We start from the raw sequence: 21,777 nt of genomic DNA on the forward strand, positions 1-21,777 counted from the left end.
CTACTGCTCGACCTCGTACGCCTGCTTGTCCACGAGCTTGCCGTCCACGAAGCAGAACCGGAAAACCGTGTCGGTGGTCAGGCTCCGCGACGGCTCGTTGGACAACAGGGTGAGGCAGTCCGAGCCCGCCGGCCTCGGCGGGCCCTTGCGGTCCATTCCCCCGGTCAGCATGCTCTCCCCCTCGGGCAGCCGGTCGCGGACCACCGGCTCCGTCTCGCCCACCCGCACGGCTTCGAACTCCGTGCGGTCGATCATCGACTTCCCCATCGAGCCCACGAACAGGACCGCCCCGGCCACGAGCGCGATCACCAGCACCACCACCGCGGCGAAGGCGATGCCGCAGCCGATCGCGAGGCCCCCGCCGCGGCTGCGCCCCGGTACGGCCAGCTCGCGGTCCACCACGCCCCAGTCCATCGGCGCGGCGTCCCGCGGCCCGAGGGCCTGGTTCCGGGCCCCCTGGCCGAAGTCGTCGGCCGCCTCCTGCGCGGCGGCCGGCTCCGCCCCGTACGGCAGCACCCCGGCCACCCGGAAGCCGCCGTCCTCGGCGGCCCCGGCGTGCACCATCCCGCCGACGAGCCGGGCCCGCTCGCGCAGCCCGGTCAGCCCCTGACCGCCCGAGACCACCTCGCCGGCCCCGGGTCCGGCCGCCGGCCCGTTGGCGATCTCCACGACGAGCGAGTCGTCCTCGTACCGCAGCTCCACCGTGATCGGCGCCCCCGGGGCGTGCTTGTACGCGTTCGTCAGGGCCTCCTGCACGATCCGGTACACGGCGTGGTCGCACGCCGCGACCAGCGGCCTCGGCCGGCCCGACGCGGTCAGCCGCACATCGGTGCCCGCACCGCGCGCCGCCTCGACGACGGCGGCGATCCCCGCGACCCCGCGCGCCGCCGGCTGCGCCGCCTCCTCCGCGGGCAGCGGCGCCTCGACGCCGTCGCGCAGGATGCCGACGACCTCCCGCAGCTCGTGCATCGCCGCCACCGAGGCCTGGCGCAGCACTCCCACGGCCTCCCGCTGGCGGTCGGTCAGCTTCGGGTCCACTTCCAGGGCACCCGTGTGGACGGAGATCAGCGCCAGCTGGTGGCCCAGGCTGTCGTGCATGTCCTGGGCGATCCGCTGCCGCTCGCGCAGCCGCGCCTGCCCGGCGATCATGACCCGCTCCCGCATCAGCTGCCCGTTGCGCTCCTGGAGGGCGCTCAGCAGCGTGCGGCGCTGGTGCCAGTACCGGCTGGCCAGACCCGGGATGACGGTCGTCACAAGGAACATCAGCGTGCTGAACACGATGATGAGCACGGGGCGCAGGGCGGCCCCCTCGGCGATCACGCTGCCGCCGACCGTCGCGAGGAAGGCCACGGTGAAGGCCGCCATGGCCCGGCCCACCCCGACGATCCGGTACCCCGCCGACCATCCCAGCAGGCTCATCACCAGGAACGATCCGGGCAGGAACGCGCCCGCCGCCGAGCCGAGGACCAGGGTCGCCGCCGGCAGCCGGCGCCGCAGCAGGGTGAGCACCACCACCACTGCGGCGCTCGCCAGCATGCGCGCACCGGAGCCGTGGTCGAGTTCCTCGACGCCCAGACCCAGCAGGATGAGCACGGCGGCGATCAGCAGGTCGCCCGCCGCCCGCCGCCGGGTCCAGGGCTCGGGCCCCTTCAGCCAGTCCCAGCCCGCCCGCGTCTTCGCCTTCGCATCCACGCGACCGACCCTAGACACCGGGCAGGACCCCGGACTGCCCTCTTTCGTCGCGTCCCGCGCGACGAAAGTCGACGGCCGCCGGCACCGAAGGAGCGCGCACGGCCGCCGGATGACCGTCGCCGCCGGCCGAACTGCCCCCGCCGCGCCGCGGGTTCGATGCCCGCTTCGGCACCGGAGGTCCGGCCCGCCGGCCGACTCCCGGCCCGCACCGCCCCAACGCGAAACGGCCGCCACCGTTTTCACGATGACGACCGTTTCGTTTCTGTGGGCGAGGGGGGATTTGAACCCCCACGTCCCGAAGGACACTGGCACCTGAAGCCAGCGCGTCTGCCGTTCCGCCACTCGCCCGAGCAGCACCCCAGTGGATCTTCCCTTTCGGGCCGTTCCCCTGGCGACGTCGAAAGATTAGCACGTCGCAGGAGGTGGAATCACATCGCTTTCCGGGGGCACCCGGACCCCGTCGAGGACCACCCCTCCCGGACTCCCCTCGCGGTGCGGGACACTGTTGCTGCACCGCCCCTACGATCGCTTGTGAGGACCAACACTCCTCGCCACGGGACCGATGGGGAACCAGCCGAATCCGCCACGCGTGGATACGATCAGTAAGCAGTACAGGGCGACAACGACGGAGGAGGTGCCCCATGGGAGTTCTGAAGCGGTTCGAGCAGCGACTCGAAGGTCTGGTGAACGGCACCTTCGCCAAGGTGTTCAAGTCCGAGGTCCAGCCGGTGGAGATCGCCGGAGCCCTCCAGCGGGAGTGCGACAACAACGCCACCATCTGGAACCGCGAGCGGACCGTTGTCCCCAACGACTTCATCGTCGAGCTCAGCGCCGGCGACTACGACCGGCTGAGCCCCTACTCCGGGCAGCTCGGCGACGAGCTCGCGGGCCTCGTCCGCGACTACGCCAAGCAGCAGCGCTACAGCTTCATGGGCCCCATCAAGGTCCACCTGGAGAAGGCCGACGACCTCGACACGGGCCTCTACCGGGTCCGCAGCCGCACCCTCGCCTCCAGCACCTCCCAGCCGTCGGCCCCCCAGGGCCAGCAGCAGGGCGGCGGCCAGGGCGGCTACGGCTACCCCCCGACCGGGGCCCCGCCGATGCCCCCCGGTCCGCCTCCGGGCGGTCCCGGGCCCGGTGCGCGGCGACCCGCCGGCGCTCCCGTCGGACTACCTCCCGTAGCCTCCTCGGGCGCCACCCGGCGCCATTGGATCGAGATCAACGGCACCCGCCACCAGATCTCGCGCCCGACGCTCGTACTCGGCCGAAGCACCGAAGCCGACGTGCGGATCGACGACCCCGGCGTATCCCGCCGGCACTGTGAGATCCGGACCGGAACGCCCTCGACGATCCAGGATCTCGGGTCCACCAACGGCATCGTGGTGGACGGGCAGCACACCACCCGCGCTACGCTCCGCGACGGCTCGCGGATCGTCGTGGGCAGCACGACCATCATTTACCGGCAAGCCGAAGGGTGAAGCGGGGGCAATGTCAGAGCTGACCCTGACGGTCATGCGGTTGGGTTTCCTAGCCGTTCTGTGGCTGTTCGTCATCGTGGCCGTCCAGGTCATCCGCAGCGACCTCTTCGGAACGAGAGTGACGCAGCGCGGCTCCCGCCGCGGCGGGAACACCGGCGCTCCGCAGCAGGCGGGGGGCCGCCCGGCCGCGCCTCCGCAGCAGCGCCAGCGCCGTGGTGCGCCGACCAAGCTCGTCGTGTCCGAGGGCACCCTCACGGGAACCACGGTGGCCCTCGCGGGCCAGACGATCACGCTGGGCCGCGCGCACGACTCCACGATCGTGCTGGACGACGACTACGCGTCCAGCCGCCATGCCAGGATCTACCCCGACCGTGACGGCCAGTGGATCGTCGAGGACCTCGGCTCCACCAACGGCACGTACCTCGACCGGAACCGGCTGACCACCCCGACGCCCATTCCGCCGGGCGCCCCGATCCGCATCGGCAAGACCGTCATCGAGCTGCGGAAGTAGTACGAGAATGAGCGAGCGGAGCGAGCGAGCCGCAGCGGTCCGTCCCACCGGGGACACGGACCCGCGCGCGCTCCCGACCGGAGGGTGGGCAGTGTGGCTCGAGACCGGTTGTACCCGGAGGCATCGTCGACAGGGCAGGTGCGCATGAGTCTGTCCCTGCGGTTCGCCGCCGGTTCGCACAAGGGCATGATCCGCGAGGGGAACGAGGACTCCGGCTACGCCGGGCCCCGCCTCCTCGCGATCGCCGACGGCATGGGCGGCCAGGCCGCGGGCGAGGTCGCCAGCTCCGAGGTGATCTCCACCCTCGTGCAGCTCGACGACGACGTCCCGGGCTCCGACATCCTCACCGCGCTGAGCGTCGCCGTGCAGCGCGCCAACGACCAGCTGCGCGCGATGGTCGAGGAGGACCCACAGCTGGAGGGCATGGGCACCACCCTGACCGCCCTCCTGTGGACCGGTCAGCGCCTCGGGCTCGTGCACGTCGGCGACTCGCGCGCCTACCTGCTGCGCGACGGCGTCCTGACCCAGATCACCCAGGACCACACCTGGGTGCAGCGCCTCGTCGACGAGGGCCGCATCACCGAAGAGGAAGCCACCACCCACCCGCAGCGCTCCCTGCTGATGCGCGCGCTGGGCAGCGGCGACATCGTCGAACCCGACCTCTCGATCCGCGAGGTCCGGCCCGGCGACCGCTACCTCATCTGCTCCGACGGGCTGTCCGGCGTCGTCTCCCACCAGACCCTGGAGGAGACCCTCGCCGACTACCACGGCCCGCGCGAGACCGTGCAGGCCCTGATCCAGCTCGCCCTGCGCGGCGGCGGACCCGACAACATCACCTGCATCGTCGCGGACGTGCTCGACACGGACAGCGGCGACACCCTCGCCGCCCAGGTCAGCGACACCCCGGTCGTCGTCGGCGCGGTCGCGGAGAACCAGCACCAGCTCTTCGACGGCGGCAACGCCATGCAGACCCCGGCCGGCCGCGCCTCGGGACTCGGCCGCCAGGCCCCCCCGCCCGCCGGCGCCTTCGGCCCCCCCGGCAGCGGTGACGCCCCCGGTTACGGCTACTCCGACCAGGGCCAGGGCGGCGGGTACGGCAGCTTCGGCGAGGCCGAGGGCTACGACGCCGACCCCGGCTACGAGGACACGTACGACCACCCCCGCCGGCGCCGCAGCAAAGGGCGCAAGTGGACGACGCGTACGCTGACCCTCCTGCTCGTCGCCGGTGTCATCGGCGGCGGCCTGTACGCCGGCTGGCGCTGGACCCAGACCCAGTTCTACGTCGGCGTGAAGGGCGACCACGTCGCACTCTTCCGCGGCATCAGCCAGAAGCTCGGCCCGCTGGAGCTGTCCAAGGTGGAGACCGACCGCCCCGACATCGAACTGAAGTACCTGCCGCCCTTCCAGCTGAAGCAGGTCCGGGCCACTATCGGCGAAGGCACCCTGGACGGCGCCCGCGTGAAGATCGACAAGCTCGGCGTCCAGGTCTCCGCCTGCAAGAAGGACCAGGAACGCCGTGACGCCGAGGCGCAGAACAGCCAAACACCCGGCCCCGCGCTGACTCCCGAGGAGCAGCAAGTGGTCGGCCTGTGCGGAAAGCAGTAGACACCCGCGGGCACAGGGGGCCTGCCACACCATGAGCGTTGTCACCAACACGACCACCATCGGCGCCATCGAGCTGCCGAGCCGGCGGAACACCGAGCTGATGCTGCTCGGCTTCGCCGTGGTCATCCCGATCTTCGCCTACGCCAACGTGGGCCTCGCGATCGACGGCAAGCTGCCGCCCGGCATGTTCACGTACGGGCTCGGCTACGCCGCGCTCGCCGGCATCGCGCACCTGGTCGTGCGCCGGTACGCCAAGTACGCGGACCCGCTGCTGCTGCCGCTGGCGACCCTGCTCAACGGACTCGGCGTGGTCCTGATCTGGCGGCTCGACCAGTCCGAGCGGCTGCAGAACCTCGCCAAGCGGTCCTTCGGCGCCTTCTCCCCCTCCGCGCCCAACCAGATGCTCTACACGGCGCTGGCCATCGCCCTGTTCGCGGGCGTCCTGCTGATCCTCAAGGACCACCGCGTCCTGCAGCGCTTCACGTACATCTCCATGGTCGCCGCGCTCATCCTGCTGATCCTGCCCGTCATCCCGGGACTGGGCGCCGACGTCTTCGGCGCCAAGATCTGGATCAGCGTCGGCGGCTTCTCCATCCAGCCCGGCGAGTTCGCGAAGATCGTCATCGCGGTCTTCTTCGCCGGCTACCTGATGGTCAAGCGCGACGCCCTGGCCCTGGCCAGCCGCCGCTTCATGGGGCTCTACCTGCCGCGCGGCCGCGACCTCGGCCCCATCCTGATGATCTGGGCGATGAGCCTGCTGATCCTGGTCTTCGAGAACGACCTCGGCACCTCGCTGCTCTTCTTCGGCATGTTCGTGATCATGCTGTACGTGGCGACCGAGCGGACCAGCTGGATCGTCATCGGCCTGCTGATGTCGGTCGGCGGCGCCGTCGTCGTGGCCTCGTTCGCCAGCCACGTCCAGGCACGTGTCAACGCCTGGCTCGACCCCTTCGGCTGCTACACCACCTCGGGCGCCTGCGAGCAGGTCGGCCAGTCGATCATGAGCTTCGGCTCGGGCGGGGTCCTCGGCGCCGGCTGGGGCCAGGGCAACTCCGACCTCATCGGATTCGCCGCCAACTCCGACTTCATCTTCTCCACCGTCGGCGAGGAACTCGGGCTCACCGGTGTGATGGCCTTCCTGCTGATCTACGGGCTCATCATCGAACGCGGCGTCCGCACCGCCCTCGCCGCCCGCGACCCGTTCGGCAAGCTCTTCGCCATCGGCCTCTCCGGCGCCTTCGCGCTGCAGATCTTCGTGGTCGCCGGCGGTGTGATGGGCCTCATCCCCCTCACCGGCATGACCATGCCGTTCCTGGCGTCGGGCGGCTCCTCCGTCCTCGCGAACTGGGCCCTCATCGGGATCCTCATCCGGATCAGCGACACCGCACGCCGACCCGCCCCGGCCCCCGCGCCGTCCCCCGACTCCGAGATGACCCAGGTGGTCCGCCCGTCATGAACAAGCCCCTGCGCCGCATCTCCCTGTTCTGCGGGCTGCTCGTCCTCGCGCTGCTGGTGCGCACCAACTGGCTGCAGTACGTGCAGGCCGAGGACCTCAGCACCCGCAAGGAGAACCGCCGGGTCCAGATCGCCCAGTACGCCACCGAGCGCGGCAACATCATCGTCAAGGGCGGCAACCCGATCACGGGCTCCGCGGAGACCGACGGCAGCGACTACAAGTACAAGCGGACCTACATCGACGGGCCCCTCTGGGCCCCCGTCACCGGGTACGCCTCGCAGGCCTTCGGCGCCACGCAGCTGGAGTCCCTCGAAGACGGCATCCTCACCGGCAACGACGACCGGCTGTTCTTCGACCGCACCATCGGCATGTTCACGGGCGAGCAGAAGCAGGGCGGCAACGTCGTCACCACCCTGAACCCGGCAGCCCAGAAGGCCGCATTCGAGGCGCTCGGCAAGAAGAAGGGCGCGGCCGTCGCGATCGACCCGCGCACCGGCGCCATCCTCGCCCTGGTCTCGACCCCCTCGTACGACCCCTCGCGCTTCGCCGGCAACTCCAAGGACGACGAGAAGGCCTGGGTCGAGCTCAAGGACAGCGAGGACAAGAACCTGGTCAACCGCGCCCTGCGCGAGACCTACCCGCCGGGCTCCACCTTCAAGGTCGTCACCGCCGCCGCCGCGCTGGAGCACGGCGTCGTCAAGAACATCGACGACCCGACGGACACCCCGGACCCGTACTTCCTGCCCGGCACCAAGACCGAGATGATCAACCACGCCTCCGGGTGCAAGGAGGCCTCCCTCAACGAGGCGATGCGGGTCTCCTGCAACTCCGTCTTCGCGAACCTGGGCCACAAGGTCACCCGCGACAACATGGTGTCGACCGCGGAGAAGTTCGGTTTCAACAACGACAAGATCGACACCCCGGTCCGGGCCTTCGCCAGCGTCTACGACAAGAAGATGGGCGCGGACGGCAACGCCCAGAGCTCCATCGGGCAGTTCAACACCGCCGCCACGCCGCTGCAGATGGCCATGGTCACCGCCGCCATCGCCAACGACGGCAAGCTGATGAAGCCGTACATGGTCGACCACCTCACCTCGCCCAACCTCGACATCATCGAGAAGCACTCCCCGCAGGAGATGAGCCGGCCCCTCACGGCCGACAACGCCCAGAAGATCCAGCAGATGATGGTCAACGTCGTCGACAAGGGCACCGGCGGCAAGGCCAGGATCAACGGCGTGACGGTCGGCGGCAAGACCGGCACCGCCCAGCACGGCGAGGGCAACAAGAAGCGCCCGTACGCCTGGTTCATCTCCTACGCCGAGAACCCGGACCGCTCCTCGCCCGTGGCCGTGGCCGTCGTCATCGAGGACAGCGACGCGAGCCGCGACGACATCAGCGGCGGCGGCCTGGCCGCCCCCGTGGCGAAGGCGGTCATGGAAGCCGTGCTGAGCAACAAGGGATGACCGGCCGGAGCGGGGTGGCGCACCTCACTGCTCCCGCCCGGATCGGAGCGTACGGTACCGGTCCTGTATCAGCCTGTGGCCGCGAACCGATCACCGGCGATCGGCCGGTAGCCTTTGCGCGAACAGCACACCGCCGGACCACACACAGGTGCGGTCGGGACTGACGGAGAGGGCTGCAACGTTATGGAAGAGCCGCGTCGCCTCGGCGGCCGGTACGAGCTGAGCCACGTGCTCGGCCGCGGTGGCATGGCCGAGGTCTACCTCGCCCACGACACCCGGCTCGGCCGTACCGTCGCCGTCAAGACCCTGCGCGCCGATCTCGCCCGCGACCCGTCCTTCCAGGCCCGGTTCCGGCGCGAGGCCCAGTCGGCCGCGTCGCTGAACCATCCGGCGATCGTCGCCGTCTACGACACCGGCGAAGACTACGTCGACAACATCTCCATCCCCTACATCGTGATGGAGTACGTCGACGGGTCGACCCTGCGCGAACTGCTGCACTCCGGCCGCAAGCTGCTGCCCGAGCGCACCCTGGAGATGACCACCGGGATCCTGCAGGCCCTGGAGTACTCCCACCGCGCCGGCATCGTGCACCGCGACATCAAGCCCGCCAACGTCATGCTCACCCGCACCGGCCAGGTCAAGGTCATGGACTTCGGCATCGCCCGCGCCATGGGCGACTCCGGCATGACCATGACCCAGACCGCCGCCGTCATCGGCACCGCCCAGTACCTCTCCCCGGAGCAGGCCAAGGGCGAGCAGGTCGACGCGCGGTCCGACCTCTACTCGGCGGGCTGCCTGCTCTACGAGCTGCTCAGCGTGCGGCCCCCGTTCGTCGGCGACTCCCCCGTGGCCGTCGCCTACCAGCACGTACGGGAAGAGCCGCAGCCGCCGTCGAATTTCGACCCCGAGATCACGCCCGAGATGGACGCCATCGTCCTCAAGGCGCTGGTCAAGGACCCCGACTACCGCTACCAGTCCGCCGACGAGATGCGCGCCGACATCGAGGCCTGCCTCGACGGCCAGCCCGTGGCCGCCACCGCCTCCATGGGCGCGGCCGGCTACGGCTACCCCGACCAGGGACACGGCTACGGGCACCAGGGGTACGACGCCCCGACCACCGCGCTGCGCGCCACCGAGGCGGGCCAGACCTCGATGATGGCGCCGATGCCCCCGGGCGACGGCGGATACGGGTACGGCGACCAGGGCCACGGCGGCTACGACCAGGGCCCGCACCGCCGCCAGAAGAAGAGCAAGGCGTCCACGATCATGCTCGTGGCGGCCGGCATCCTCGTCCTGGTCGGCGCGATCCTCATCGGCCGCGCCCTGTTCAACGGGGGGGCCGACAACCGGCCCACCGTTCCCCGGTTCATCGGGTCGACCCTGGAGCAGGCGCAGCAGAACGGCCTCAACGTCGGTCTCAAGGTCGTCAAGGGCGGCGACGTCGTCTGCGACGAGCAGCCCAAGGGCAACGTCTGCAAGCAGGACCCGGTGCCGGACAGCAAGGTCGACAAGGATTCGACCGTCACGGTGCAGATCTCCTCCGGCTCGGCCCCCGTGCCGGTCATCGACGTGCTGAACACGCAGTACGACGCGGCGGAGAAGGCCCTGAAGGACAAGGGGTTCCAGGTCGAGCGCAAGCTGGTGGAGTCCGAGCGGACGCCCGGCATCGTCCTGGAGCAGAACCCCAAGGCCGGCACCGAGGCGAAGAAGGGCGACCTGGTCACTCTGAGCGTGGCCAAGGAGCAGTCCAAGGCGCAGGTCCCGAGCCTCCTCGGCAAGACGCGGGACGAGGCGGCCAAGCTCCTCACCGAGGCCAAGCTGAAGCTCGGCAGCACCACGGAGGTGGAGTCCCCCGGGGCGCCGCCGAAGACGGTCATCCAGCAGCAGTACCAGCCCGGTGAGCAGATCGAGGTGGGCAAGACGGTGAACATCACCGTCTCGAAGGCCGCTCAGCAGACGCAGGTCCCGAACCTGACGGGCAAGACCGTCGGCCAGGCGAAGGACGAGCTGCGGCGGGCCAACCTGTCCTTCGGCGCGGCGCTCTCGGGCCCGAGCGACGACAACGCGAAGGTGCTGTTCTCGGACCCGCCGGCCGGCTCGCCGGTCAACACGGGCCAGGTCGTCAACGTCCACACCGTGGCGGGCGGCCAGCAGGACGGCGGCAACAACAACGGCGGCGCCGGCATCTTCGGAGGCCTGACCGGCGGCAACCGCCGCTGACCGCGCCGCTCAGCCCGCCCGGCCCGCACGCACGCGGAAGTGGCCCGGACCCTCCTGGGGGTCCGGGCCACTTCCGTAGGGCCTCACAGGCGGCCGCAGGGCCCTTCCCGGGGCCGCGAGCACCGGACGTCAGCGCAGCTCCACCGGCGGGGTGCGCCTCGCGTCCACCTTCTCGGTCCGGACCAGCTCGCCCCAGACGATGTAGCGGTACTTCGAGGTGTAGACGGGCGTGCAGGTCGTCAGCGTGATGAAGCGGCCCGGGGCGGTGCGCCCCGACTCCTTCGGAACGGGGCTGATGACGTCCACGTTGTACTTCGAGGTCTGGCGCAGCTCGGCGAAGGCCTTGTACACGTACCAGGTGTCCTTCGTCTCGAAGACCATCGCGTCGCCGGCGCGGATCTTGTCGATGTGGTGGAACACGGCGCCGTGGCCGTCGCGGTGCGCGGCGAGCGAGAAGTTGCCCTTCTCGTCCCACGGCAGCGCGGACTTCACCGGCTCCGTGTAGTACCCGGCCACGCCGTCGTTCAGGATCTCCGGGGTGGTGCCGCGCTTCACCAGCACCTCGTCGTCGCGCATCGCCGGTACGTGCAGGAAGCCGACGCCGTCCTGGGTGTCGAGGGCGCCCGGCGCGCCCGGCGCGGCGGACCCGGCCGGTTCGGCGGGGGAGGGGGCCAGCCACTGGCGGCGTACCTGTTCGCCCCGCTGCGACGCCTGGCGGTCGGCGATGACGTTCGTCCACCACAGCGAGTAGGCCACGAACAGGGCGAGCACCAGGCCCACCGTGATCAGCACCTCGCCCAGCAGGCTCAGGAACCCGGCGAGCAGAGTGCGGCTCGCGGGTCGGGCGGCGTCGGGACGGCGGCGGGCGCGGGACACTGCTGGTTCGTCCTTCGTGGCTGCTTCGTGCTGCTGCGGGGCTGCTACGGGCTGGTCAGCGCGGGCGGCGGGCCCTGGCTGCGGGGGCGTTCGTCGGTCATCCTGCCCCATACGATCATCCGGTAGGTGCTGGTGAACTCCGGGGTGCAGGTGGTCAGGGTGATGTACCGGCCCTCGGTTGTGAAGCCCGAGCCCTCCGGCACCGGCCGCAGCACCGCCACGTTCGTCGGCGGGGTCTGCGCCAGCGACGAGGTCATCTCGTACGTGTAGTACGCGTCCCGCGTCTCGACCACGACGGGGTCCCCGGGCACCAGCCGGTTGATGAAGCGGAACGGCTCCCCGTGCGTGTTGCGGTGGCCCGCCACCGCGAAGTTGCCCTTCGCGTCCGCCGGCATCGCCGTCTTCAGGGCGCCCTCGGAGTAGTGCCCGACCAGGCCCCGGTCCAGCACCTTGGGCTTGCTGATCCCCTCCGCCACCGGCACCTTCACATCCAGCTTCGGGATGTGCAGGATCGCGAAGCCCTGCCCCGGTTCGAAGGCGGTCACCGCGGGGGCCGGGGCGGCGCCGTCCGGCTCCCGCTCCCATGTCTGGCGCAGGGAGCCCGCGGCCCCGCTCGCCGTACGCTCCGCCAGCAGGTTCGTGTACCAGAGCTGGTAGGCGACGAACAGCAGCATCACCAGGCCCAGTGTGATGAACAGCTCTCCGGCCAGCCGGCTGGCGACGACCACCGGGCCGCCCGACGCCGGCCTCCTGCGCCGCCGCCCGCCGCGCCTGCGCGAGTGTCGGGCGGCCCGCTTGGCGGCCTCCTGCGCCGCCCTGCGCCGCGCGGCCCGGCCCTCCGTGGGCGCGGACGGCGCGACGGCGGTCACGCGACGGCCCTGCCCACCACCGGGGCCAGCCCCACCGAGCGCTCCACGGCACCCGCGTCACCGCAGCGCACCAGCCAGTTCGCGAGCATCCGGTGGCCCCACTCGGTCAGCACGGACTCGGGGTGGAACTGCACACCCTCCACGTCGTGCTCCCGGTGGCGCAGGCCCATGATGATCCCGTCCTCGGTCCGCGCGGTGACCTCCAGCGCGTCCGGCAGGGTCAGCGGCTCGGCGGCCAGCGAGTGGTAGCGGGTGGCGGTGAACGGCGAGGGCAGGCCCGCGAACACCCCGAGGCCGCCGTGGACGACGGGCGAGGTCTTGCCGTGCAGCAGCTCGGGCGCCCGGCCCACGACCCCGCCGTACGCGACGGCCATCGACTGCATGCCGAGGCACACACCGAAGACCGGGACACCGGTCTCCGCGCAGTGCCGGACCATGTCGACGCAGACGCCCGCCTCCTCCGGCGTCCCCGGGCCCGGGGACAGCAGCACCCCGTCGAAGCCGTCCTGCGCGTGCGAGAGCTCGACCTCGTCGTTGCGCAGCACCTCGCACTCGGCGCCGAGCTGGTAGAGGTACTGGACCAGGTTGAAGACAAAGCTGTCGTAGTTGTCCACAACCAGAATGCGCGCGCTCACGGAGTGACTCCCGATCCCTCGTCCACCGTCACGTCGTTGAACGGGAGGAGCGGCTCGGCCCAGGGGAAGACGTACTGGAACAGCACGAACACCACCGCGAGGGCGAGTACGAGCGAGATCAGCGCGCGCAGCCACGCGTTGCCCGGCAGATGCCGCCAGATCCAGCCGTACATGCCGCCTTGCTCCCCTTCGTCCACGATCGTCCCACGCACCGCGGGGGGCGGTACGCCAACAGACTAGAGGCAGCGGCCCGGCGGGGAGGGTCACCCGGGCAAACCCTCGGGCCTGCCCTGCCCCACGACCCGGGTCCCGGTGAGTTCCGCCCAGACGACCAGCCGGTGGCTGTGGCCCCACTCGGGGTCGCAGGTGGTCAGCGTCAGGTACCGGCCGGGGCCGGTGAAGGGTGACTTCCGCGGCACCGGGTCGACGACCGCGACATCGGTGGGCAGCGTGCGCAGGGGCCCGCCCCGGACGGTGTACGTGTACCAGGCCGTCGCGTCCTTGAGGATCACGGCGTCCCCGGAGCGCAGCTCGGGGAAGTCCTTGAAGGGGTCTCCGTACGTACGCCGGTGGCCGGCCACCGAGAAGTTGCCGGTGGCGCCGAGGCGGGCGGTGCCGGGGTAGTGGCCGAGCCCCTTCTTCAGCAGTTCGGTGCCGGTGCCCTCCAGGACGGGCTTGACCCAGTCCCGGCCGAAGCGCGGTACGTACATCTCGGCGAAGGCGCGGCCCTCGGGGAGAGGGGCGGCGGCGGGCGGCGGCGAGGGAGCGGTGGCGGGCGGGACGGTCTGCGGGGCGGCGGCCGGGGCCGCAGCCGACCAGGTGTCGCGCAGCCGGGCCCGCTCGTCGTCCATGGCCCGGTCGGCCTTGACCCCGGTCCACAGCAGGACGTAGGCCACGAACAGCAGGATCACCGTGCCCGCCGTCAGGCACAGCTCGCTCGACGTCCGCACCACCAGGCGCAGTACGGCGTCGGCGCGGGCCCGCTCAGGGGGTCGGTTCCACCGGCTTCGCATAGTGGAGGTCCACTGTGCCGGAGTAGCCCGGAAGTGTCAGCGCCCTGTGCTCGTCCACTTTCCAGCCGAGGCCGTACGCGTTCACGTACAGCTGGTAGTTCTGCAGCGCGGGGGAGGCGGCGAGGGCCTTGCGCAGCGCGCCCGGGTCGCCGACGGCCGAGACCTTGTACGGGGGCGAGTACACCCGGCCCTGGAGGATCAGGGTGTTGCCGACGCAGCGCACCGCGCTCGTGGAGATCAGCCGCTGGTCCATGACCTGGATGCCCTCGGCGCCGCCCTGCCACAGGGCGTTCACCACAGCCTGGAGGTCCTGCTGGTGGATCACGAGGTCGTTGGGCTGCGGCTCGGGCACGTTGGGGATGCGGGCGGTCGCGTTCGGCGGGGCGTCGTTGAGGGTGACCGTCAGGCCCTTCCCGGACAGCTCCTCGGTACCGGAGGCCGTCCGCAGGGCGGCCATGCGGGCGTCCTCGGCCTTGGTCCTGCCGTCGTCGCGCTCGGCGAGTGCGTCGACCCGGCCGCGCAGTGCTCCGGTGCTCTGCTCCAGCGCGGCGTTGTCGTGGCTGCGCTCCTGGATCAGGTCGGAGAGCTTGAGGAGTGAGGCGTCCGTCCGGATGTTCGTACCCTTGGAAGTGTTGAAGCTGGTGACGAAGATCAGCCCGGCCAGGGCGAAGACGGCGGCCGTGAGCAGCCGGACCGGTCTGGCCCGGCGACGGGGACCCGCGGAGGAGTCGTCGGAATTGCTCAACGTACCCTTCTCCTTCAACGCCACAGGTCCACTACGCTAACGGACGCCCGGGGCAGGCAACGTCCCCAGCCCATCGACAGGAGAGCCCCTCGTGCCGAAGTCACGTATCCGCAAGAAGGACGACTACACGCCGCCGACGACCAGGCAGCCCCAGGCGATCCGGCTGACGAACCGCAGCTGGGTCGCCCCGGTGATGCTGGCTCTCTTCCTGATCGGACTGGCGTGGATCGTCGTCTTCTACGTGACCGAGACCCAGCTGCCCGTCGAGGCACTGGGCAACTGGAACATCGTGGTCGGGTTCGGCTTCATCGCCGCCGGGTTCGGTGTCTCCACGCAGTGGAAGTAGCACTGATCCGCCCCTGACGGAAGCTCTCCCCAAGAGTTATCCACAGCGTCATCCACACCTGAGGAAAAGACAGAAGATCTGTGGATAACTCTGTGGAGAGTTGACGCCGGTGTGATCAGGTGAGTGCGGCCGTACGTGCCAGGACGACCGCCGCCGCCAGCAGGAGCACCGCCGCGCAGGTCCCCCACTGGATCAGCGCGCGCCTGCGGCCGGTGGCGGGCGCGAGCATGCCCAGCGCGACCAGCGCGCCCGTGACGAGACCGCCCACATGGGCCTGCCAGGACACATTGAGGCCGCCGCCGATCGGCACGAAGGTCAGGAACAGCATCAGCACGACCATCACGATCACCGGCCGCATCTCGTACCGCAGCCGGCGGGCGAGGACGACGGTGGCGCCGAGCAGGCCGAAGACGGCTCCGGACGCTCCCAGCGTCGGAGTGTTGGGCGCGGTCAGCAGGTAGACGAGCGCGCTGCCGCCCAGTCCGGACAGCAGGTAGACGGCGAGGTAGCGGGTCCGGCCCAGCGCCGCTTCCAGCGGACCGCCGATCACCCACAGGCCGATCATGTTGCCGATCACGTGCCACCACTCGACGTGCAGGAACACCGAGGTCAGCAGGCGGTGGTACTCACCGGCGGAGACCCCTTCGGCGGGGCCGCCGAAGGCGAGGGCGTACCGGCCGAGGAGTTCCAGCGGCAGGACGATGGACGGCACGATCTGCGCCAGGAGGAACACGGCGGCGTTGACGCCGATGAGGATCTTGGTGACGCGCTGGGGATCGGCGGCGACCGCCCCGCCGGCGACGGTGCGCGGGGCGTTCGCGCCCGTACGGTGGCCCGTGCCGGACCCCTCGCGGACGCAGTCGGGGCACTGGAAGCCGACCGAGGCGCTGATCATGCACTCGGGGCAGATGGGACGCTCGCAACGGGTGCAGCTGATCCCCGTGTCGCGGTCCGGGTGGCGGTAGCAGCCCGGCAGGCGGTCGGTGTCCATCGGTCCCCTCGATCAGCGGCGGGGCCGGGATGCGCGCCCCGCCGGTCCGGTATGTATCCAGGACGGACGGGCGGGGCGGAAAGGTTCCCGGGTCGGGATCCCGGGTCAGGTTCTTGGGTCAGGTTCTTGGGTCAGCGCTTCTCGACGGCGACGGACTGGATGACCACGTCGTCCAGGGGGCGCTCGGTGCGCGGATTGGTGGGGGCGGCTGCGATGTGGTCCACGACCTTCCGGCTGGCCGCGTCGGTGATCTCGCCGAAGATGGTGTGCTTGCGCGTCAGCCAGGCGGTGGGTGCGACGGTGATGAAGAACTGCGAGCCGTTGGTGCCGGGGCCGGCGTTGGCCATGGCGAGCAGGTAGGGCTTGGTGAAGGCGAGGTCGGGGTGGAACTCGTCGGCGAACTGGTAGCCCGGCCCACCGGTGCCGTTCCCGAGCGGGTCACCGCCCTGGATCATGAAGCCGCTGATCACGCGGTGGAAGACGGTGCCGTCGTAGAGGGGGTCCGTGGTCTTCTGCCCGTCGGTGGGACGGGTCCACTCCCGGGCGCCCGTGGCGAGCTCCACGAAGTTCCGTACGGTCTTCGGGGCGAAGTTCGCCAGCAGCTCGATCTCGATGTCGCCCTTGGTGGTCTTCAGGACGGCGTAGAGCTTCTCGGCCACGGATCTGCCTTCCATAGTCATCACTGTCGGTCCAGATAGTCGCACGGAGCGCTGCGCGGCACAGAAATCCTTGACCCGTATGCCCTGTCACACATGCCGCCCGGCGGGGTGGCAGGCATGATCCGACAAAGGGTGGAAAGGTGAACTGTGTCCGCCACCGAGGAGGAGGATCCCGTGACCCGCAAGGACAGCGCACGCCTGGCCGCCGAGAGCGCCAGGGAGAGTGTCCGACACGCGGCGGAAGTGGTGGCGCCGTACGCAGAATCCGCCAAGGATGCCGCGGTTCACTACGCGCATGAGGCGAATGAGCGGCTGGCGCCCATGGTGTCGCACGCGGCCAACGAGGCCGCCCGGCAAGCCCGCCTGACCTACGACTGCCATCTGCACCCCCGGCTCAAGTCGGCGCGCACCCATGTGCCGCCGAATGTGGACCGGGCCGCGACGAAGGCGGTCGAGCAGACGCGCCGGGCCGCCCGGCAGGCGGCCGACTACACGCAGCCGAGGATCGAGAGCGCCATCGCGGCGGCCACCCCGGTCGCCGAGGAGGCCGCTTCGCGCTCGACGGCGGCGCTGGCCGCCCTGCGCGGCCAGGTGACCGCCAAGGAGGTACGGCGGCTGGTGCGGCGCCACGAGCGGAGGGCGCGCTGCGGCCGGGCCCTGCGCGGTGTCGCGATCGCCGGCGTGATCGCGGGCGCGGCCTACGCGGCGTGGAGGTGGTGGGACCAGCAGTCGAACCCGGACTGGCTGGTCGAGCCCCCGGCCGCCACGGAACTCCCGGCGCGCGACGCCGGGACGACCAGCTTCGACGACGAACTGGCGGAGAAGGAGCGCGAGGCCGATTCGGGCTCGGGCACGGGTACGAGCACGCAGGACAAGCAGCTCTGACCCTCCGCCCGCGGCGATCGCGGCATTCGAAGGGGCCCGGATCCATCAGGATCCGGGCCCCTTCGAATGTCCGGGCGCGCGGGTCGGCGGGCGCCGGTCAGCCGGGGAGTTGGAGGACCGTGCCCGGTCGGACGAGGTTCGGATCGGGGCCGACGACACCCTTGTTCACCGCGTAGAGCTCGCGCCAGCGGCCCTCGTTGCCGAGCTCCCGGCGGGCGATCGCGGCGAGGGAGTCCCCGGCCTTGACCGTGTACGTGCGCTTCGCGGCGGGGGCGGCCGGCTTGGGGGCCGCCGGAACCGCCTTGTGCGCGGCCGACGCCGGGGTCGGGGTGTGCGGCGCGCCGGGCCTCGTGGCGGCCGCCGCGGTCCTCGGCGGCACGGCGGCGGGCTTGGGGGTGGCGGGAACAGCCTTGTGCGCGGCCGATGCCGGGGTCGGGGTCGCGGGGGACGGCTTGGGAGGCGCGGGGGACGGCTTGGACGGGGGCGCCGGCTTGGGCGGGGCCGCGGCCGCCATCCGCTCGGCGGCCGCCCGGGTGGCCGACGCGGCGTCGGACGCGGTGTTCGTGGCGGCGGCCGATCCGGCCGTCGCCTGCTGCTGGTTCTGCTCCGGGGCCTTCTCCGCGCCCTCGTGCGCCTTGTGCCTGTCGGACTTCAGGAAGTCGAAGAGTCCCATGTCTGTACGCCTCCGGCGTGTGGTGCCGCGGGGCTCGGTGCCCCTCGTCCCACTGTCGGACACGGGGCCCCGGACGGCCCTGCGACGGGTCCGTCCGAGGGACCCGCGCCGCGGGGGGCGCCGCTCACTGCCGGGCGCGGCGCGCGGGCCGGGGGGTGTCCGAGGGGACCCCCAGGTCGCCCCCGGCGAGGAGGCCGAGGACGCGCAGCAGGGCGGTGCGGTCGGCGGCGGTGAGGGAGGCGAGGGCGTCGGCGTGGACCTGGTCGACGATGCGCGTGCTCCGCGCGGCCACGGCCGCACCCTGTTCGGTGACGGCGATGACGCGCGCCCGGCGGTCGGTGGCGGAAGGGCGGCGCTCGGCGAGCCCGGCCCGCTCCAGGGCGTCCACGGTGACGACCATCGTCGTCTTGTCCATGTCCCCGATCTCCGCGAGCTGGATCTGGGTGCGCTCCTCCTCCAGAGCGTGGACGAGGACGCAGTGCATCCGGGCGGTGAGCCCGATCTCGCCGAGGGCCGCCGCCATCCGGGTGCGCAGCACATGGCTCGTGTGGTCCAGGAGGAAGGAGAGGTCGGGCTCGGTGCGGGCGGGCGCCATGGCAGTCATGACCTCAGCCTAGCCATTGAGTCCGAACGAAATAGTCTGCACAGAAATCATCTATTACGGTCACTCCGGCGGCCACGTGAATGTTTCACGTGAAACATCGACCCCCGGGACCGAACCGGGCCTCCTGGTAGCGTCCGGGACATGCCCGAGCTCATCACCCCCACCGCCCGGCTGTACCCCTCCTGGACCGCCGCGCGCGCCGAATGGGGCGACGACGCCCACATGGACGGCAGCGGGCTCGGCGCCCAGGACGACGTGGACGACCCGGAGGGCTTCGGAGCCTGGGTGGAGTGGCTGCGCGGGTGCTCGGACCGCACGGCCCCCGTCGAGCCCGGCCGGGTCCCCGCCACCTACTGGTGGATCGCCGACGGCGACACCTACCTCGGCTCCGTCGACCTGCGCCACTACCTGAACGCCTTCCTCCTCGACGCGGGAGGCCACATCGGCTACAGCGTCCGGCCCTCGGCCCGCCGGCGCGGCCTGGCCACCTGGGCGCTGCGCGAGGTGCTGTACGAGGCGCGGATCCGCGGGATGGACCGGGTGCTGCTGACCTGTGACCCGGACAACGAGGCCTCGGTACGCACGATCGAGCACAACGGCGGGGTCCTGGAGGACGTCCGGGAGACCTTGATCGGCCCCAAGCGGCGCTACTGGATCGATCTCCAGCCCCGCTGAGACGGCTCAGCCGCCCTGCCGGGTGCCGTCGCCGCCCTGCCGGGTCCCATCGTGGGGCCGGCACGCGGGAGGGGCCACGAAGGTGGCCAGCACCAGGCCGTGGCAGTGGACGGTACCCGTGCCGGCGGGGCGTGCGAGCGCGACCGCCGCCGGTCCGTGGGCGGGCAGGTCCCGCACCACGAAGGCGGCACCCGCCAGGTGCCGGGCCCGGGCGGCGGCCACCCGGCGGGCGTCGGCCCGCAACCGGTCGGCCGCGCGCGGGAGTTCGCCGGCCGCCGCCATCGACAGCGCGAGCGGGCCGTCCGGGGCGAGAGCGAGCAGCCAGCGGCGGGCGTGGTGCACGGTGGCCACCGCCAGCGGCCGCGCGCCGGGGCCGACCGTCAGCAGCGCGGCGCGGAAGTCGCTCGCCGGGTCCCAGTGCAGCCCGATCCGCTCCGGACCGACCCGCAGGTGTTCGGCCAGGGCGCGACGGGTGCCCGCGCGGGCCGCGATGAACCAGGACCGCTCGTCGTCCCTGGCGATCCGGGCCCCGCGCAGCTTCTCCTCCCGCCCCAGCAGGGCGAGGTCCTCGCGGTAGCCCCCCGCCTCCCCGGCGCCGTACCAGACGTGCACCGCACCGGAGGGACAGGGCGCGTCCCACCCGGCCATCACATCCGGGCGGGCGCGACCAGGCGGACACCCACCGAGCAGGGCGCGAGGAAGGAGTCGTCCGGCCGCGCGGCGACGAGCTGGGCGCCGAGCAGCCGGGCGTGCTCCTCGGTCAGGATCAGCTCGACGTAGTCGCCGCTGTCGCGCAGCGAGACGTGGAAGGAGAGATTGCCCTCGGCGTCGGCGGACAGGCCCATGCTCCCGTCCACCACTCCGGGGATCATCGTCGGCACCGGCCGGTTCGGTACGTACGAAGACATCTTTTCCTCCAGGGGGTACGGCCGCGGCGCGGGTTCAGGCTCGCGCACGACGGAACGGGAACGGGGCGGTGCTGATCCGGGCGCCGTACAGGCCGACGACGAGACCGGCCACCATCAGGACGAGGGCCAGCGACTTCAGTACGGACAGGTGCTCCCCGAACAGCACCATCGACCCGCTGATGCCGAAGACCGGAACGAGCAGCGACAACGGGGCGACCGTGGAGACCGGGTACTCCTTGAGGAGCCAGTTCCACATCCAGTACGCGAACAGGGTGTTCGGGTAGACCTGGAAGAGGATCGAGGCGACGGCGGTCGGGCCCAACTGCGAGGGCAGCTCGGTGTATCCGGCGGTGCCGTTGGTCAGCAGCCCGAGGGTGAAGAGCGGGATCGGGGCGAAGACGCAGGACCACACCAGGAATCCGAGGACGTCGCGGGGACCGGCCTTCTTGAGGATGACATTGGCCCCGCTCCAGGCCGCGGCGCCGAACAGGACCAGGCCGAGCCCGGCCAGGGTGACGCTGCCGTCGGTGATGAACACGACGCAGACCAGCCCCACCAGGGCGACCGCGGCGCCCGCGAACTGGAAGCCCGTCAGCCGCTCCCGGAACACCAGGGCGCCGAGGAAGACGGTGAAGAAGGCGCTGGACTGGAGCACGAGCGAGGCGATCCCCGCGGAGAGCCCCACGTGCACGCCCAGGTTGACCACGCCCCACAGGCCCACGCCGAAGACCAGCCCGTACCCGGCGAGCAGGCGCCAGGGCACGTCGGGCCGGCGGATGAACAGCACCGCCGGGAAGGCGCAGAGCGCGAAGCGGATGCCCGCCAGGACGAACGGGTCGACCGATTGCAGGCCGATCTTGATCACCGAGAAGTTGACGCCCCAGATCGCGCAGATCAGCACGGCGAGGGCGATGTGGCGGCCCTTCACGGCTCACCCCACCGCGATCGCGGAGTGGAACGCCCGGCGGTGCCACAGCAGGGGGCCGGCGTCGCCGTGCACGCGGACGCCGGTCACCTCGCCGATGAGGAGCTGGTGGTCCCCGACCGGGAGCAGGTCCGCGGTGCGGCAGTGGAGCACCGCGGACGCGTCGGCCAGGTAGGGCAGACCGCTGCCGGGCCACCCGTCGAAGTCGAGACCGGCGAACCGGTCGGTGTTCCGGGAGGCGAACTGCCGTGCCACCGCGGTGTGCTGGACCCCGAGCAGGTTGACGACGAAGCCCTCCGCCTCGGTGAGCGCGGCCCGGCAACTGGAGTCGTTGGACAGGCCGACCAGGATCAGCGGCGGGTCCAGCGACACCGAGGTCACCGCCGAGGCGGTGAAACCCTTGCGGGTGCCGCGGCCGTCCACGGTGGTGACGACGGTCAGCGGAGCGGCGAGCAGGGACATCGCCGCGCGGAAGGTGTCGCCGTCCACGGGGGTCGATGCGTGCGGGGCCATTACGGTCACGGTTTCCTCAGGGTGTCGGTGCGGAC

23 protein-coding genes, 1 tRNA gene and 1 pseudogene are annotated in these 21,777 nt (G+C 71.4%); 9 read left to right on the top strand and 16 right to left on the bottom strand.

The genetic code is table 11. The features are described 5' to 3' along the window. Together ACFWUQ_RS00210 and ACFWUQ_RS00215 are read right to left on the bottom strand one after the other, a co-directional pair. Entirely contained in the window at positions 1 to 1,692 is a 1,692-nt protein-coding gene (locus ACFWUQ_RS00210) for a histidine kinase (protein WP_384531105.1), read from the bottom strand. A 265-nt stretch (positions 1,693 to 1,957) separates the two neighbouring features. Further along, a tRNA-Leu gene (locus tag ACFWUQ_RS00215) sits at positions 1,958 to 2,040 on the bottom strand. Positions 2,041 to 2,333: 293 nt separating this feature from the next. Between ACFWUQ_RS00215 and ACFWUQ_RS00220 the strand changes: the two genes are divergently transcribed. The 6 genes from ACFWUQ_RS00220 (at position 2,334) to pknB (ending at position 10,425) form a co-directional block, all read left to right on the top strand. Continuing rightward, entirely contained in the window at positions 2,334 to 3,170 is an 837-nt protein-coding gene (locus ACFWUQ_RS00220; RefSeq protein ID WP_384531106.1) for an FhaA domain-containing protein, read from the top strand. A 10-nt stretch (positions 3,171 to 3,180) separates the two neighbouring features. Then, positions 3,181 to 3,681 carry an FHA domain-containing protein gene (locus ACFWUQ_RS00225; RefSeq protein ID WP_384531107.1) on the top strand — a complete coding sequence of 167 codons (501 nt, stop codon included), beginning with the start codon at positions 3,181 to 3,183 and terminating at the stop codon, positions 3,679 to 3,681. A 144-nt stretch (positions 3,682 to 3,825) separates the two neighbouring features. Beyond that, the gene (locus ACFWUQ_RS00230; RefSeq protein WP_384531108.1) at positions 3,826 to 5,286 is read left to right on the top strand and encodes a PP2C family protein-serine/threonine phosphatase; all 1,461 of its coding nucleotides are present in this window, start codon (positions 3,826 to 3,828) and stop codon (positions 5,284 to 5,286) included. Positions 5,287 to 5,317: 31 nt separating this feature from the next. Then, on the top strand, positions 5,318 to 6,742 hold the full coding sequence (locus tag ACFWUQ_RS00235) for an FtsW/RodA/SpoVE family cell cycle protein (protein WP_384531109.1): 1,425 nt from the start codon (positions 5,318 to 5,320) through the stop codon (positions 6,740 to 6,742). Next, on the top strand, positions 6,739 to 8,205 hold the full coding sequence (locus ACFWUQ_RS00240) for a peptidoglycan D,D-transpeptidase FtsI family protein (protein WP_384531110.1): 1,467 nt from the start codon (positions 6,739 to 6,741) through the stop codon (positions 8,203 to 8,205). The genes ACFWUQ_RS00235 and ACFWUQ_RS00240 overlap by 4 nt, the downstream gene beginning before the upstream one ends. Positions 8,206 to 8,388: 183 nt before the next feature. Continuing rightward, the gene (gene pknB, locus ACFWUQ_RS00245; protein WP_384531111.1) at positions 8,389 to 10,425 is read left to right on the top strand and encodes a Stk1 family PASTA domain-containing Ser/Thr kinase; all 2,037 of its coding nucleotides are present in this window, start codon (positions 8,389 to 8,391) and stop codon (positions 10,423 to 10,425) included. 129 nt (positions 10,426 to 10,554) lie between these two features. On the opposite strand, the gene ACFWUQ_RS00250 is transcribed toward pknB, so the two are convergent. The 6 genes and pseudogenes from ACFWUQ_RS00250 to ACFWUQ_RS00275 all read right to left on the bottom strand — a co-directional run bounded on the left by ACFWUQ_RS00250 (position 10,555) and on the right by ACFWUQ_RS00275 (position 14,563). Further along, positions 10,555 to 11,301 (bottom strand): class E sortase, encoded by a 747-nt coding sequence (locus ACFWUQ_RS00250; RefSeq protein WP_384531112.1) that lies wholly within the window; start codon positions 11,299 to 11,301, stop codon positions 10,555 to 10,557. A 44-nt stretch (positions 11,302 to 11,345) separates the two neighbouring features. Then, positions 11,346 to 12,026: pseudogene (locus ACFWUQ_RS00255) on the bottom strand (class E sortase); the annotation flags it as partial. Between the two features lie 140 nt (positions 12,027 to 12,166). Further along, the gene (locus tag ACFWUQ_RS00260) at positions 12,167 to 12,805 is read right to left on the bottom strand and encodes an aminodeoxychorismate/anthranilate synthase component II (protein ID WP_384531113.1); all 639 of its coding nucleotides are present in this window, start codon (positions 12,803 to 12,805) and stop codon (positions 12,167 to 12,169) included. Continuing rightward, complete coding sequence (locus ACFWUQ_RS00265) at positions 12,802 to 13,017, bottom strand: hypothetical protein (protein WP_384531358.1); 216 nt, start codon at positions 13,015 to 13,017, stop codon at positions 12,802 to 12,804. Before ACFWUQ_RS00265 ends, ACFWUQ_RS00260 begins: the two co-directional genes overlap by 4 nt. A 51-nt stretch (positions 13,018 to 13,068) precedes the next feature. Further along, a complete protein-coding gene (locus tag ACFWUQ_RS00270; RefSeq protein WP_384531114.1) occupies positions 13,069 to 13,818 on the bottom strand; it encodes a class E sortase in 750 nt (249 codons plus the stop codon). Continuing rightward, positions 13,790 to 14,563, bottom strand: coding sequence for a DUF881 domain-containing protein (locus ACFWUQ_RS00275; RefSeq protein WP_384531115.1), 774 nt, complete (start codon positions 14,561 to 14,563; stop codon positions 13,790 to 13,792). The genes ACFWUQ_RS00270 and ACFWUQ_RS00275 overlap by 29 nt, the downstream gene beginning before the upstream one ends. A gap of 91 nt (positions 14,564 to 14,654) precedes the next feature. Between ACFWUQ_RS00275 and crgA the strand changes: the two genes are divergently transcribed. Continuing rightward, on the top strand, positions 14,655 to 14,909 hold the full coding sequence (gene crgA, locus ACFWUQ_RS00280) for a cell division protein CrgA (RefSeq protein ID WP_384531116.1): 255 nt from the start codon (positions 14,655 to 14,657) through the stop codon (positions 14,907 to 14,909). A 115-nt stretch (positions 14,910 to 15,024) separates the two neighbouring features. Here the strand turns inward: crgA and ACFWUQ_RS00285 are convergent, their stop codons facing one another. Further along, on the bottom strand, positions 15,025 to 15,900 hold the full coding sequence (locus tag ACFWUQ_RS00285) for a rhomboid family intramembrane serine protease (RefSeq protein ID WP_384531117.1): 876 nt from the start codon (positions 15,898 to 15,900) through the stop codon (positions 15,025 to 15,027). 131 nt (positions 15,901 to 16,031) lie between these two features. Next, a complete protein-coding gene (locus ACFWUQ_RS00290; protein WP_384531339.1) occupies positions 16,032 to 16,559 on the bottom strand; it encodes a peptidylprolyl isomerase in 528 nt (175 codons plus the stop codon). A gap of 174 nt (positions 16,560 to 16,733) precedes the next feature. Between ACFWUQ_RS00290 and ACFWUQ_RS00295 the strand changes: the two genes are divergently transcribed. Continuing rightward, on the top strand, positions 16,734 to 17,444 hold the full coding sequence (locus ACFWUQ_RS00295) for a DUF5324 family protein (protein WP_384531340.1): 711 nt from the start codon (positions 16,734 to 16,736) through the stop codon (positions 17,442 to 17,444). 97 nt (positions 17,445 to 17,541) lie between these two features. Here the strand turns inward: ACFWUQ_RS00295 and ACFWUQ_RS00300 are convergent, their stop codons facing one another. Next, on the bottom strand, positions 17,542 to 18,117 hold the full coding sequence (locus ACFWUQ_RS00300; protein WP_384531118.1) for a LysM peptidoglycan-binding domain-containing protein: 576 nt from the start codon (positions 18,115 to 18,117) through the stop codon (positions 17,542 to 17,544). Positions 18,118 to 18,241: 124 nt separating this feature from the next. Beyond that, a complete protein-coding gene (locus tag ACFWUQ_RS00305) occupies positions 18,242 to 18,721 on the bottom strand; it encodes a MarR family winged helix-turn-helix transcriptional regulator (protein ID WP_384531119.1) in 480 nt (159 codons plus the stop codon). 141 nt (positions 18,722 to 18,862) lie between these two features. Here ACFWUQ_RS00305 and ACFWUQ_RS00310 point away from each other — a divergent pair, with 141 nt between their 5' ends. Beyond that, entirely contained in the window at positions 18,863 to 19,396 is a 534-nt protein-coding gene (locus tag ACFWUQ_RS00310) for a GNAT family N-acetyltransferase (protein WP_384531120.1), read from the top strand. 6 nt (positions 19,397 to 19,402) lie between these two features. Here ACFWUQ_RS00310 and ACFWUQ_RS00315 read toward each other — a convergent pair whose 3' ends face one another. From ACFWUQ_RS00315 to ACFWUQ_RS00330, 4 genes are read right to left on the bottom strand one after another with little or no spacing between them, the layout of a single operon-like run. Next, a complete protein-coding gene (locus tag ACFWUQ_RS00315; protein WP_384531121.1) occupies positions 19,403 to 20,008 on the bottom strand; it encodes a hypothetical protein in 606 nt (201 codons plus the stop codon). Positions 20,009 to 20,043: 35 nt separating this feature from the next. Continuing rightward, positions 20,044 to 20,304 carry a hypothetical protein gene (locus ACFWUQ_RS00320; protein ID WP_384531122.1) on the bottom strand — a complete coding sequence of 87 codons (261 nt, stop codon included), beginning with the start codon at positions 20,302 to 20,304 and terminating at the stop codon, positions 20,044 to 20,046. A gap of 34 nt (positions 20,305 to 20,338) precedes the next feature. After that, positions 20,339 to 21,232 (bottom strand): EamA family transporter, encoded by an 894-nt coding sequence (locus ACFWUQ_RS00325; protein ID WP_384531123.1) that lies wholly within the window; start codon positions 21,230 to 21,232, stop codon positions 20,339 to 20,341. 3 nt (positions 21,233 to 21,235) lie between these two features. Further along, on the bottom strand, positions 21,236 to 21,742 hold the full coding sequence (locus ACFWUQ_RS00330) for a flavin reductase family protein (RefSeq protein ID WP_384531124.1): 507 nt from the start codon (positions 21,740 to 21,742) through the stop codon (positions 21,236 to 21,238). Between the last annotated feature and the right edge of the window lie 35 nt (positions 21,743 to 21,777).

The organism is Streptomyces sp. NPDC058662 (assembly GCF_042716255.1).
In the GTDB taxonomy this organism is placed as follows: Bacteria; Actinomycetota; Actinomycetes; order Streptomycetales; family Streptomycetaceae; genus Streptomyces.